The following is a 13,805-nucleotide window of genomic DNA, read 5'->3' on the forward strand; positions in this document are numbered from 1 at the left end:
CGACAATGCGCGAATGGTCAACACAGCTCCGGTGGACAACAATTTTCAGTTCCAGGTCGATCTGCGCGGCATCGTGGATCTGCTGTCGCACCACCTGTACTCGAGTCCGCGGGTCTACCTCCGGGAGCTGTTGCAGAACGCCGTCGACGCCGTCACCGCCCGCACGGCCCTCGACCCCACCGCCCCGACCACCATCCGGCTGCACCTGGACGGTCACGGGCTGCGCATCACCGACCCCGGCATCGGGCTCACCGAGGCCGACGTGCACCGCTTCCTCGCCACCATCGGTCGCTCCTCCAAACGGGACGACATCGAAGGGGCCCGGCGCGAATTCCTCGGCCAATTCGGCATCGGCCTGCTGGCCTGCTTCACCGTCGCCGAATCCCTTCGCGTGCGGACCAGGTCGGCCGTCGACCCGGACGCGCCACCGGTGGAATGGATCGCCGAGGCCGACGGCACCTACTCGCTGCGCGTACTGGAGCCGGGGGAGTTCCCCGACCCCGGTACCACGGTCGAGCTGACCCCGCGGCCGGGTGCGCAGACCTGGTTCACCGCCGAACGCGTGCTGGAACTGGTCACCGATTACGGTTCGCTGCTGCCGTACGAGGTCACGGTCGAGTCCGAAGGCGGCGTGGTGCGGGTGACCGATCCGCCGCCGGTCTGGCGGCGCCCGTTCGACTCGCCCGCGTTGCGTCGTGCCGCGCTGTTCGATTACGGCGAACGAGTGCTCGGCTTCGCGCCGCTGGACGTGATCGACCTCAACGCGGAACCGGCCGGCGTCAGCGGTGTCGCGTACGTGCTGTCGCAACCGGGCAATCCGGCCGAATCCAGTGCTCACCGCGTGTATCTGAAAGGCATGTTGCTCGGCGATGCCGTGCGCGGTGTGCTGCCCGATTGGGCGTTCTTCGTCCGCTGCGTCATCGACACCGATTCGCTGCGGCCCACTGCCTCGCGCGAGGGACTGTACGAAGACGAACGGCTGGCCATCATCCGTGAGGCGCTCGGTGACCGGGTGCGGGAATGGCTGACCGAGATCGCCGCCGAGCAGCCCGATCGGCTGGCCGCCTTCCTGTCGGTGCATGCGCTCGGGGTGAAGGCGATGGCCAGGCATTCGACCGAGTTGCTGCGGATCATGATGCCGCATCTGCTGTTCGAGACCACCGAAGGCCGCATCCCGCTGACCGAGTTCGTCCGCAAGCATCCGGTGGTCCGGGTCAGTGCGACGGTGGAGGAGTTCCGTCAGGTCGCCCAGACGGCGTCGGCGCAGGGTATCGGCATCGTCAACGGTGGCTACACCTATGACGCCGAACTGGTCGCGCTGCTGCCGCAGATCATGCCAGGCGTCGAGGTGGCCGAACTCGACGGCGCCGCCCTGACCGCCGCCCTCGACCCGGTGGACGCGGCCGAGGAGCTGGCCTTGGCGCCGGTGCTGGCGATCGCGCGCAGCACGCTCGATCCGTTGTCCTGCGATGTGCTGCTGCGTGCCTTTCATCCGGTGTCGGTGCCCGCGCTCTACCTCGACAGCCGCGGCGCCCGCAACGAGCGCGTCAGGGCCGACACCGTCGCCGAGTCCGACGGTCTGTGGTCCGACATTCTCGGCGCGCTCGAATCCGCCACGCCACGGGCACAACTGGTGCTCAACTTCCACAGCCCGGTGATCCGCAGACTGGCCCGCATCGCTGATCCGGCCTTCCTGAAGACGGCCGTGGAATCGCTGTACGGGCAGGCGCTGCTGATGACCCACCGGCCCCTGCGGCCCGCCGATACCGCCCTGCTCAATCGTGCGTTCGGGGAGTTCCTGAGCTGGGCGACCGAACGTGCCGCCGGCGGCGACCAGGGGGAGAACTGAGATGGAACACCTCGATATCGACGGCGAACTGCGCCGCTGCCGATCCCTGCCACACGGCCGTTCCCGCACCCAGCGCCTGGAAACACTTGCCGCCGCCGCCCGCTCCGGCACCGACCGCGCGCTCGAGGGCAGCGTGCTGCTCGAACTGGCTCGCTCCTACATGTACGCGGGCGAACGCGACCTCTCACCGATGGCGTACGGCCGCCTGCTGAGCATCTACGACGCGCATTCGGCCGAGCTCGGGCATCTGAGCTACTCGGTGCACTGGCAGCTGAAGTGGATGACGTGGGATCTGATCGGCAATCCGGCCGTGCCGCTGCCGACGGTTCATCGCTGGCTCGACGAGATGGACAACCGCTACCGTCAGCGCGCTTACAGCGCCCGTCCCGTGCTGAGCCTGCGCGCCGACCTGGCCAGCGCGATCGGTGACCACGACACTGCGATCGCGCTACGCGACTCCGCACTGGCCGCGCAGCGCGATCAGATGGCCGACTGCGACGCCTGCGAACGCAACGGCTGGGGTGTGATCAGCGCGGCCGCGGGCGACGACGAGGCGGCGCTGGAACAGTGGCGTCCGGTGATCGACGGGGAACGCAGCTGCGCTGAGGAACCGCACCGGACGCTGGCCAAGGCGCTGGTGCCGATGCTGCGGACCGGCCGCACCGCCGCGGCCCGCAGCGCCCACCTGACCGGATATCCGCTGGTCCGGCACAATATCGAGCTGCGCGCGTCGGTGGGCGAGCACATCGAGTTCTGTGCGCTGACCGGAAATGAGGCCCGTGGGCTGGAGATCCTGGCCGAACACAGCGGCTGGATCACCGAACAGGCGGCCGATATCGGCAGCCGGCTGTCGTTCATCACCGGTGTGAGCGTGCTGTTGCGGCGGCTGGTCGCGCTGGATATGGCGGATCTGCCGGTGGGCGATGCGACGGCATCGTCGGTGCTGGCCGGCCTGGAGAACGAAATCGACGAGATCGTGCGGCGCTACGACACCAGGAACGGCACCGGCGAGTACCGCAAGCGGGTGGATGAACGGCTGACCAGGCAGCCGCTGGCCGAACTGCTGCCGTTGGGACTGCGTTCACGATCATTCACTGGGCACGCGCCGTCCACCGCTGTCGGCCAGGGAGCGGCGCCCGCGGTATCCACCGTCGCTGCCTCGGTATCCACCGTGACCGGCTCGGGAGCTTCCGGCCCGGGACCTGCCGTTGCGGGCTCGGAACTTACCGCCGACTCCGGAGCTGCCGCCGACTCAGAGGCTGCCGCTGGCACAGAGGCCGCCGCTGGCACAGGGGCCGCCGCTGGCACAGGGGCCGCCGTTGCTGACTCGGTGGCTGCGGTGGGCTCGGAGGGTGCCGTCGCGGGTTCGGGGGCTGTCGTTGCCGAGTCGGGAGCTGCCGCTGGCACGGGGGCTGCCGTTGCTGGCCCGGCGGTCGCGGTGGGCTCGGAGGGTGCTGCCGTGGGTTCGGGGGCTGTCGTTGCCGAGTCGGGAGCTGCCGCTGGCACGGGGGCTGCCGTTGCTGGCCCGGCGGTCGCGGTGGGCTCGGAGGGTGCTGCCGTGGGTTCGGGGGCTGTCGTTGCCGAGTCGGGAGCTGCCGCTGGCACGGGGGCTGCCGTTGCCGGCTCGGCGGCCGCGGTGGGCTCGGAGGGTGCCGCCGCAGGTTCGGGGGCTGTCGCCGTGGGCTCAGCTGCCGCCCCGGTGCCGCCGGGTACCGGCACGGCCGTTGGGGGCACGGCCGACCTGTCCCGGACGACGGTATCGGCAAGCGCCGAACCGGCCGACGATGCGGCCGTGGACCGAGCGGCCGAGACCGCCCGGTTGATCGAAGCGGCCACCGCGCGCCTGCACACCGACCCGGCCGCGGCCGAGACCCAGCTCCGACGCGCCTTGGCGCTCGCCTCCGGTGTGCTGCCCCGCGAGGACCTTGCACGGCTGAACTCGCTGCTCGTCTCGGCCCTTGCCGGGCAGCCGGGCCGGGAGGCCGATCTGGCCGACGCGGCCCTGTACGCCGCCGCGCGCTGGTCGGGGTTGTCGGAGGCCGACGCCGCGCACCACAGCTGTGTCGCGGCACGCGCCTTCCATCGCGCAGGCCAGCACGGCCCGGCCGCCGCGCTGTTCGAGCAGGTCGTCGGCGATCCGGACCTCGGGTACCCGGCCTCGGAACTCGCGGTGATCGGGGCGCAGTACGGGGCCTCGCTGTCGGCGCTCGGCAAACCGGCCGAGGCCGCACGTCAATTCGCATCGGCGGCGCGACTGATCGAGCAGCTACCCGGCCACGACCGGCTTCGTGCCGAACTCGCCGAGGCGGCAGCCGAGGCCCTGTCGCGCGCGGGTCGCAGCGCCGAGGCGCTGGCCGCGTTTCTGCGGGCCGCACAGCTGTGGGGCGATCTGGGCCGGATCGGCGCGCGCGGCGAATGCCTGCGCCGCGTCGCCTGGATGCAGACCTGGGACGCCGACGCCGACTCCGCGTCACCGGCTTGGCTGGCCACCATCGACGGCCTGATCGCGGAACTGAGCGCCGCGCTCGCTCGAGATCCGGCACCCGAGCCCGCCGCTGCGCTGGCTGCGGAGCTGGCGATCACCCGCGAGCAGCGGGCGCGGATGCGCGCGGAGATCGACGGCGAGGATGGCGACGACCGATAGCCGCCATCACGCCCACGGTGCGGCGGCACCCACCCGTTAAGCTCGGCACTCATGCACACGACAGGCCGGCCTCGACGCAAGCTCGGGGTGATGGGCGGAACGTTCGATCCCATCCACCACGGCCACCTGGTCGCCGCCAGCGAGGTCGCCAACCGCTTCGACCTCGACGAAGTCGTCTTCGTGCCCACCGGGCAGCCGTGGCAGAAGGCAGGCAAGCAGGTCAGCCCGGCCGAGGATCGCTACCTGATGACCGTCATCGCGACGGCGTCCAACCCGCGCTTTTCGGTCAGCCGGGCCGACATCGACCGCGGCGGGGTCACCTACACCGTCGACACCCTGCGCGACCTGCGTGCCCAGCATCCGGACGCGGAGCTGTACTTCATCACCGGAGCGGACGCGCTGGCCAATATCCTCACGTGGCAGGATTGGGCGGAACTGTTCGAACTGGCGAGGTTCGTCGGGGTGAGCCGTCCGGGTTACGAACTGCACACCGATCATCTGGAGGAGCACCTGCGTGATCTTCCGGCCGATGCGGTGACCATGATCGAGATCCCGGCGTTGGCGATCTCGTCGAGCGAATGCCGTCGCCGTGCCGCCGAGAACCGGCCGGTCTGGTACCTCGTGCCCGACGGTGTCGTGCAGTACATATCGAAGCGGCACCTGTATGTGCCGGCAGGAGCGGAAGGTAGCTGAGCGTGAGCGAGCGCAGCGAGGTGCGGGCATGACGGCCTCTGTCGAAGCGGTGGAGATGGCGCAGGTCGCCGCACGGGCAGCCGATGAGAAGCTGGCTTCCGATGTGGTCGTGCTCGACGTATCCGAGCAGTTGGTGATCACCGACTGCTTCGTGATCGCGTCCGCGCCGAACGAACGTCAGGTCAACGCGATCGTCGACAATGTCGAGGAGAAACTGCGCGCCGCCGGGCACAAGCCGGTCCGTCGCGAGGGCACTCGCGAGGGCCGGTGGGCGTTGCTGGACTACGTCGACGTGGTGGTGCACATCCAGCACAACGACGAGCGCAACTTCTATGCGCTGGAACGCTTGTGGAAGGACTGCCCGGTAGTTCCGGTCGACGGCCTCGCCGGCCCGGCCGCCACCGAAGCGGCGACTTCCGAGGACGGCGAGTGACCTCGAAGTACAGCCATGTGCGCAAGCTGATCCTGTTGCGCCACGGGCAGACCGAATGGAATGCCATCGACCGCATGCAGGGCCAGATCGACACCGATCTCACCGAACTCGGCCGCCGCCAGGCCAAAGAGGCTGCCCGAGAGCTGGTGACCCACAACGCGATCGCCATCATCTCCTCCGACCTCAAACGGGCCTACGAGACCGCGGTCGCACTGGCCGACCACACCGGGATCGAAGTGGTTCGCGACCCGCGACTGCGCGAAACCAACCTCGGTGACTGGGAAGGCCTCACCCATATCGAGGTCGACGCGGGATACCCAGGGGCCAGGGTGGCGTGGCGGCTGGACGCCGGGTTCACCCCGCCCAACGGCGAGAGCAAGCTCGAGGTCGGCGCGCGAGCGCTGCCGGTGGTACAGGAACTGTTCGCCGAACGGCAGGATTGGCCCGGCGGGACTATCATCCTGGTGGCGCACGGCGGGCTGATCGCCGCCCTCACGGCCGCGCTGCTCGACCTGCCACCTCGCAGCTGGCCTGCCCTCGGTGGTTTGGCCAACACCAGCTGGGTGCAGTTGAGCAGCCACGGCCCGAGCATCGACCAGCCCGGCTGGCGCCTCGATGTGTGGAACGCAGCGGCGAAGGTAGCATCCGATGTCCTCTGAAGAGCCCCTCCGGCAGGTGCCGGACGAACTGTTCCGGAAGGTGTCCGCCCGACCGGAACGCGCCCTCCCTGATGCCCTGTTCGGCCCGCCACCGACCCCGCGCACGCCGGAAACCGTTCCGGCCGGCGACCGGCCCGGCGCGACCGATGACGTCGTGCCCGAACCGCCCACCGAACCTCCGGATGCCGCTGACGACAGCGTGAAAGCCGCAGCCTCGGAGGGTGTTCCGGAGCAAGCTGCGCTCGCGGCCGCCGGATCCGCGGAGGGGATCGCTGAAACGTCGGCTGGGCCGGCCGGTTCTTCGGACGAGTCGACGGAGTCTTCGGCTGTTCCGGTCGAGGCTGTTGACACGTCGGGTGCGATCGAGCCCGCGGCAACCGTGGGATCCGCGGTCGAGTCCGCGGCTGCGGCGGATGAAGCTTCGGCTGAACCGAAAGGTGCCCCGGTCGAGTCGGTCGAACTGCCCGATGACGCGGGCCGAGCACACTCGGCACCGAACGAATCCGGGATGGCCGCAACGAGTTCGGCTGTCGCGGAAACCGATCGGAGCGCATCCGTTGAATCCGGCGAGCTCGGCTCGGCGCTGGAATCGGTCGCTTCCGGGGTAGAACCCGCGGACGGTGGGGATCGCGCTGCCGCCGAGCCCGGAATCCCCGCCGGGACCCCGGTCGCGGCCGTGTCGAAGGAAGTCGCTCCACCTGCCCCGGAGCAGCGGCCGGTCCTGCTGGTGATCGCGGACTCGCTGGCCTACTTCGGGCCCGAAGGCGGCCTGCCCGCCGACCATCCTCGCATCTGGCCGAACCTCGTCGGCGCGGAATTGGATTGGGATGTGGAGCTGGTTGCCCGGATCGGCTGGACCTGCCGTGACGGTTACTGGGCGCTGATCGGTGATCCGCGCGTCTGGGCCGCGGTTCCGCGTGCGGGCGCGGTGGTGTTCGCCGTTGGCGGCATGGACAGTCTGCCCTCCCCGTTGCCGACCGCGCTGCGCGAGCTGATCCGCTACGTGCGTCCGCCCGCCGTACGGCGCGGAGTACGGGCCACCTATCAGTGGTTGCAGCCGAAATTGTCGAAACTCGGTCGGCCCGTGGCGCTTCCGCCGAAGGTCAGCGTCGGCTACCTCGAGCAATCGCGTGAGGCGCTGGCGCAGCTGCGTCCGGATCTGCCCGTGGTGGCGGTGCTGCCCTCGGTGCACAATTGTGCCGCCTACGGACGGGTCCACCGTGGCCGTGAGCGTGCCGTGCGAGCGCTGCGCGCCTGGTCGGAACGGACCTCGGTGCCACTGGTCGACCTCGGTGAAGCGGTGCGCGAGAACATCTTCTCCGATGCCGCCAACCCGGACGGCATCCACTGGGGCTGGGATGGGCACACCGCCGTCGCGAACGCGATGGTGAAGACCTTGCAGGAGGTTCGGTAGTCCGTGTCCGTCGTGGTCGTCACCGATTCGTCGGCGAGTCTGCCCGCTGATCTCGTCGGCGAACTGGGCATCGGTGTTGTGCCGCTGCATGTCCTGATCGGTGACCGGGCAGTGCGCGAGGGCGTCGACGACCTCGACATCGACTACACCAGCGACACCGTGACCACCTCGGCGCCGTCGCCGGGTGAGCTGCGTGCCGTCTACGAATCGGCGCTCGACCGCAGTGACGGCGACGGCGTGGTGGCCGTACACCTGTCGCGTCAGCTCTCGGGCACCTGGGAGGCGGGCAGACAGGCCGTGCGCGATATGGGCGCCGATGACACGGTGCGCCTGGTCGATTCGCTCGGTGCCGGATTGGCGACCGGTTTGCCGGTGTTGGCGGCGGCGCGGCGCGCGTGTGCCGGTGCGGCGCTGGATGTGGTCCATGAGGCGGCCGTCGCCGCAGCGGCCAGAGCCAGAACGTTCATCCTGGTCAACCGCACCGAACAGTTGCGCCGCGGTGGCCGGCTCAGCTCCGCCGCCTCGTTCTTCGGCAGCGAGCTGGTCACCAAACCGCTGCTGCAGATCGTCGGTGGCAGGCTGGAGCTGCGGGAGAAAGTGCGTACTCGCTCCAAGGCCTACGCGAAGCTGGTCGCCGCCGCGGTGGACGCCGCTGGCGAAGACGGTGCGGCGGTGGCGGTGCAGCATTTGGGCGCACCCGATGCCGCCGACAGCCTCGCCGCCCAACTGCGGGAACGAGTCCCGGGGGTGGACGAGGTCATCACCGCCGAGTTCGGTCCGGCGCTGGCCGTCCATCTCGGCGTCGGGGCGGTGGGTGTGCTGGTCTTGCCCGGTGGCTGCTGACACCGTCGAATAGTCGCATCCGGCCATCGGTCCGAGACCTGGTTCGGGCTCGCCGCCGCGGCGTGTCCGCGTGAGTTGTCCACAGGCCCGCAGTTATCCACAGGTTTGTCGAAGTCCCTGGTCGGCGTCGGCGGCGAGCCGGCCGGCGGCCCTAGCGTTGCCGCCATGTCACGACACGAGGAGCGCGAACGGATCCGGGAACGACTCGGCGTGCTGACCGCACGGGTCGGCGCGACGCGGGCAGTCGCCGGGTCGGCCACAACGAAGAGACCGGGGATCGTCGCGCGATCGGCCGCGACATCCCGGCCGGGAACGGAGGGGAATCCCGGGCGGGGCGAACAATTGCCGATCCGGCAGCCGCACGACGCAGCGGAGCTGACCGGGCGGCCACCTTCGGTCGGTCGAGGTCCGGAAGACGCAGGGGGCCTTCCGGACTCGAACACAGCACGTGAATCCGGGCGATGGCATCTGACGGAGTTGCCGCCCGATGACCCACCGCGACGTCTCGATCAGCCCGACGACGCCGGTGAGGTTGGTGCTCCCGGCTGGTTGGACGAACCGGACCGTGCCGCGAGTCGATGGCGAGACCGGCTGGTGCCGCCACGTTTTCGTCGGGCGCGGATGGACCCCGGCCGGCGCGGTGTGATGACGATGGCCGGAGTCGGTCTGGTCGCCGTCTTGGTCGCGGTCGGCGTGGTGCTGTGGGAACGTCCCACCGCACAACAAGTTCCGCCGGTGGCGGCGGTCTACACCGCGGCTCCGGCGCAGCACACTCCTCCCGCCGTGGTCGGCCCGGCTGCTACACCCGGCGGTGCCGTCCCCGCACCCGACAGTACCGGCGCCGAGCTGGTGGTGAGCGTGGTCGGCTTGGTGCACGAATCCGGACTGGTGCGCCTGCCACCCGGATCCAGGGTTGCCGACGCGGTGGCCGCAGCCGGCGGTGCTCGTGACGGCGCCGATCTGACCGGTATCAATCTCGCTCAACGGCTCTCCGATGGCGACCAGGTGATCGTCGGCACGGCAGGCGGCGAACCCGGCGTACCCCGGCTCGGTAGCACCACCATCGGTGCGTCCGGACGACCCTCCGGCACGGCTGGACCTACCGCACCGGGATCGAGCGCCGAACCGGGGACTCGGGTGAACCTGAACTCCGCCACCGAATCCGACCTGGATGCGCTTCCGGGAATCGGGCCGGTCACCGCTCGGGCCATCATTGCCTGGCGCACCACCAACGGCCGATTCACCGACGTCGAACAACTCGGTGATGTGGAGGGCATCGGCCCCGCCCGCCTCGCGCGGCTGCGGGACCTGGTGACGGTATGAGCCGAGAATCGGCTGCCGCCACCGAGCCCGGCATCGGGCGCGCGGAGAGCGAGGACGGTGCGCCGGACGCCCGGCTCGATGGGCGGCTGCTGCCTGCGGCGGTGTGCTGCTGGGTGGCGACCGTGCTGGTGCTCGGTGCCGGGTGGCGGGTCGGGGTGATGATCGCCGGGGGCGCGACGGTGGCGGCGATCGGGTTGTGGATGGCACTGATGTGGGCGGTGGCGCATCGGCGGGAACGGTGGCGGGCCGTCGCGGTGGTCGCGTTGGGCGCGATCGTGTTGGGTACCGGTTTCGCCGTGGCGGGGGCCTGGCGAGAACATCGGGTGCAGACCCATCCGCTGCGGGCGGTCCCGGCGGGGATGTCCGTGCGGGTGGTGGTGACACCGGTCGATGATCCGAAACCGGTGCGCGGTGCGGCGTTCGGCGGCGAACGGACCTGGCTGGTGCGGGCGGGCCTGCGGGAGTATCAGCACGGTTCGACCATCGTGCGGAGCGGGGGAGCGGTCGTCATTCTGGCCACGGGCTCGGCATGGGCGACGCTGCCGCCCGGGCAGCCCGTCGAGTTTCGCGCTCGTGTGGCACCGCCGCGCCTGCGCGATCTCACCGTAGCGACCTTGCGGCCCCTCGGTGCCCCGGCGCCCGCGGGGCCCCTGCCGTGGTGGCAGCGGCTCGCGGGTTCGGTGCGCGCGGACCTGGTCACCGCTTCAGCCGCGGCGCTACCGGATGCGGCCGCCGGATCGCTGCCGGCGCTCGTCGTGGGGGACACCTCGGCGCTGTCCGACGATGTTCGCCGCGACTTCGAAACAGCCGGACTTACTCACTTGACTGTCGTCAGCGGGGCGAATTTCACGATTCTGCTCACCGTCGCACTGTTTCTCACCCGATTGCTCACTCTCGGTCCGCGAATGACCGCGGGGGTCGCGGCCGGGGCGCTGGTGATGTTCGTCGTCATCGCCAGGCCGGATCCGAGTGTGCTACGGGCGGCGGCGATGGGGGCGGTGACGTTGCTGGCGCTGCTGACCGGCCGCCGTCGGCAAGCTCTGCCCGCCCTGTGTGCCGCGGTGATCGGGCTGCTCGCGCTGTGGCCCGAGCTGGCGATGTCGGCGGGCTTCGCCCTCTCGGTGCTGGCTACCGGCGCGTTGATCCTGCTGGCGCCCAGTTGGACGGACTGGCTACGGGCGAAGGGGATGTGGCGATTGCCTGCGGAGATCCTCGCGGTCTCGGCGGCGGCGTTCGTTGTGACCACGCCGATCGTGGTGGCCTTGACAGGCAAGATCAGCCTGGTGGCCGTTGTCGCGAATGTTCTTGTCGCGCCGGTCATCGCGCCGATCACCGTGGTCGGCGCCGCCGGTGCGGTATCGGCGACGGTGTGGATGCCATTGGCGGAGATCGTGTTACGTTGCGCGACGCCGCCGATGTGGTGGTTGCTGTCGGTGGCCGAGTACTTCGCCGCGATGCCCGGCGCGATGGTGGCGGTGCCCGGCGGTTCGAGCGGTGGGCTGATCGTCTGTGCGGTGGTCGCAGCGGGGATCTGGCTATTGCGCTCGGCCCTCGTGCGCCGACTGGCGGCGGCCGTGCTGATCGCCGCGGCGGCCGTGCTGATTCCGGTCCGGCTGTGGTTCTCCGGCTGGCCGCCCGACGGCTGGGCCCTCGCCGCCTGTGATGTCGGGCAGGGAGACGGCTTGGCGCTGGCCGCCGGCGCCGGGAGTGCCGTCGTCATCGATGTCGGTCCCGATTCCCGCGCCATGCGGGCGTGTCTGGACCGCCTCGACATCACCCGCATACCGTTGTTGATCCTCAGCCACCCGCACGCCGACCACATCGCCGGACTCGATGGAGCATTGCACGGGCGCGACGTCGGTGCGGTTGCCGTCGGCCCCGGCGAATTGCCCACGCACCGCAGCGATCCGGCATCCGGCCGGGCAAGCCGGGTTCCTGGTGATCAACACCGGCCGGCGCCCACGCGATGCGGCCCGACGCCCGGCACTACGGCCCATTTCGGCGCCGCCGACGCGCAGCCATCGGGCGCTATCGGAGACATGTCGGCGCCGTCGCCGGGTCCCGGCATCGGGGTGGCATTCGGCCGGCCCGCTGGTTTTCGCAGTCTCACCGGTGGGGACGATCTGGGGCGAAGCGGGTTCGACGGGGCCGACGCGGATCGTGGAGCGCGCGACGACGGGGTCGATGATCGCGATGAGGGTGCCCTGGCCGAGGGCCACGGAAGTCACCGTGACCGCAGCAGAGCTGGTCCGGCCGAGGTCGCGCAAACTCTTCACGACACCGGCATCCCGGTGGTGGAGCTCGTCGCGGGCTGTCGGCTGACCGTCGGCGACCTCGTGCTCGACGTGCTCGCACCAGCCGCGCCGCGCTCACCCCGCGGAGCTCCGCTCGATCTCGATACCGCCAACGACCGCTCGATCGTGCTCGCCGCACACACAGCGGTCGGCAGCATCCTGTTCACCGGCGATATCGAAGCCGCGACTCAGCGGTCGCTGCTGGCCTCCCGCGCGCCGATCCACGCCGACATCCTCAAAGTCCCGCACCACGGCTCCCGCACCACCACGCCCGAATTCCTGCGCGCGGTACACCCACGCCTGGCCATCATCAGCGCGGGCGCCACCAACACCTTCGGCCACCCGCACCCGGGCATCCTGTCCGACCTGGAATCCATGGGAACCGTCATCGCCCGCACCGACCGTGACGGCAGCATCACCCTCCGCGCCGTTGACGGCAACCTGGAAATCCGCACCACCGGTGCCACGCCCACGCACAGATCGCGCAGACCGCCGCAGCGTCGGCGGGGAGTGCGGCGCGGGCTCGATCCGGGAGGAGGGAGCAGCCCTCGGCGAGCCGGGGTGCCCACCGCCGGCCGAACCCTGTCGGGCCTCGACCGTAGGATCGGGGGCGTGAGCGAACGGCCTGCGGCGGTCCACCTGGTGCTCGGGGACGAGGAGTTGTTGATCGAGCGTGCCATCGCGAGCGTGGTCGCGCAGGTCAGGGCGGGGGCGCCGGATCCGGAGGGCGTGCCGGTGGACCGGCTGCGGGCAGGGGAGGCGAGTACCGCCGAGTTGGCCGAGCTGCTGAGTCCGTCCCTGTTCGCCGAGGATCGAGTGATCATCCTGGAGTCCGCCGCCGAGGCAGGTAAGGATGCGGTCGCGGTGATCACCGAGGCGGCGGCCGAACCACCCGACGGCGTGGTGCTCATGGTGGTGCACTCCGGCGGTGGCCGCGCCAAGGCGCTCGCGCCCGCGCTGCAGAAGGCGGGGGCGGTGGTGCACAACTGCGCCAAACTCACCAAGGCCTCCGAGCGCGCCGAGTTCGTCCGCGCCGAGTTCCGGGCCGCGGGTGCACGAGTCTCGGGTGAGGTCGTGCAGGCCGTGATCGAAGCCGTGGGTTCGGACCTGCGCGAGCTGGCCGCCGCCAGCTCCCAGCTGGCCGCCGACACCGGCGGAAAGATCGACGTCGCGGCGGTGCGCCGCTACTACTCCGGCAAGGCCGAGGTGACCGGATTCGACGTCGCCGAGCTGGCAGTCACCGGTGACCGTCCCGGCGCCATGGAGGCCCTGCGGTGGGCCAACGACCGCGGCGTGCCGCACGTCCTGCTGGCGGACGCGCTGGCCGATTCGGTGCACACCATCGCCAAGGTCGGCTCGGCGGGCCGCGGCGATCCGTTCAAACTGGCCGGTCCGCTCGGTATGCCGCCGTGGAAGGTGAAGAAGGCCCAGGCCCAATCACGTGGCTGGACCCCCGCCACCATCGGCTCCGCCCTGCAAGTCGTCGCGACGCTGAACGCGGACGTGAAGGGCGGTGCGGCCGATTCGGCCTTCGCGCTCGAGCATGCGCTGATGCAGATTCTCGACCTGCACGGCCGCTGATCATCATCCGAAGGACCCGCTCGCCGAGCCGATGGCCGTCACCTCATCGGCGTCGATCCCCTGCCCGCCCGC

At 70.5% G+C, this 13,805-nt stretch carries 9 protein-coding genes and 1 pseudogene; all 10 read left to right on the top strand.

Annotated elements, in window-relative coordinates; translation table 11 throughout:
• The first annotated feature begins 13 nt into the window (after positions 1 to 13).
• The 10 genes and pseudogenes from AC4HOU_RS26235 to holA all read left to right on the top strand — a co-directional run bounded on the left by AC4HOU_RS26235 (position 14) and on the right by holA (position 13,733).
• Complete coding sequence (locus AC4HOU_RS26235; RefSeq protein ID WP_490725494.1) at positions 14 to 1,849, top strand: HSP90 family protein; 1,836 nt, start codon at positions 14 to 16, stop codon at positions 1,847 to 1,849.
• 1 nt (position 1,850) lies between these two features.
• A complete protein-coding gene (locus AC4HOU_RS26240; RefSeq protein WP_490725495.1) occupies positions 1,851 to 4,493 on the top strand; it encodes a hypothetical protein in 2,643 nt (880 codons plus the stop codon).
• Positions 4,494 to 4,544: 51 nt separating this feature from the next.
• Positions 4,545 to 5,186: a nicotinate-nucleotide adenylyltransferase gene (gene nadD, locus AC4HOU_RS26245; protein ID WP_081597211.1), complete on the top strand. Its 642-nt coding sequence runs from the start codon at positions 4,545 to 4,547 to the stop codon at positions 5,184 to 5,186.
• A gap of 28 nt (positions 5,187 to 5,214) precedes the next feature.
• Positions 5,215 to 5,619, top strand: coding sequence for a ribosome silencing factor (gene rsfS / locus AC4HOU_RS26250; RefSeq protein ID WP_036534670.1), 405 nt, complete (start codon positions 5,215 to 5,217; stop codon positions 5,617 to 5,619).
• Positions 5,616 to 6,278, top strand: coding sequence for a histidine phosphatase family protein (locus tag AC4HOU_RS26255; protein ID WP_490725496.1), 663 nt, complete (start codon positions 5,616 to 5,618; stop codon positions 6,276 to 6,278). Before rsfS ends, AC4HOU_RS26255 begins: the two co-directional genes overlap by 4 nt.
• Before the next feature lie 676 nt (positions 6,279 to 6,954).
• The gene (gene octT, locus AC4HOU_RS26260) at positions 6,955 to 7,692 is read left to right on the top strand and encodes a diglucosylglycerate octanoyltransferase (RefSeq protein ID WP_163814104.1); all 738 of its coding nucleotides are present in this window, start codon (positions 6,955 to 6,957) and stop codon (positions 7,690 to 7,692) included.
• Between the two features lie 3 nt (positions 7,693 to 7,695).
• Positions 7,696 to 8,535, top strand: coding sequence for a DegV family protein (locus AC4HOU_RS26265; RefSeq protein ID WP_490725497.1), 840 nt, complete (start codon positions 7,696 to 7,698; stop codon positions 8,533 to 8,535).
• Positions 8,536 to 9,186: 651 nt separating this feature from the next.
• Positions 9,187 to 9,858 carry a ComEA family DNA-binding protein gene (locus AC4HOU_RS26270; RefSeq protein WP_324191401.1) on the top strand — a complete coding sequence of 224 codons (672 nt, stop codon included), beginning with the start codon at positions 9,187 to 9,189 and terminating at the stop codon, positions 9,856 to 9,858.
• Between the two features lie 359 nt (positions 9,859 to 10,217).
• Positions 10,218 to 11,780 (top strand): annotated as a pseudogene (locus AC4HOU_RS26275) (ComEC/Rec2 family competence protein); the annotation flags it as partial.
• 984 nt (positions 11,781 to 12,764) lie between these two features.
• A complete protein-coding gene (holA, locus tag AC4HOU_RS26280; RefSeq protein WP_280499110.1) occupies positions 12,765 to 13,733 on the top strand; it encodes a DNA polymerase III subunit delta in 969 nt (322 codons plus the stop codon).
• Positions 13,734 to 13,805: the final 72 nt, after the last annotated feature.

It is taken from the genome of Nocardia sp. JCM 38205, assembly GCF_058222935.1.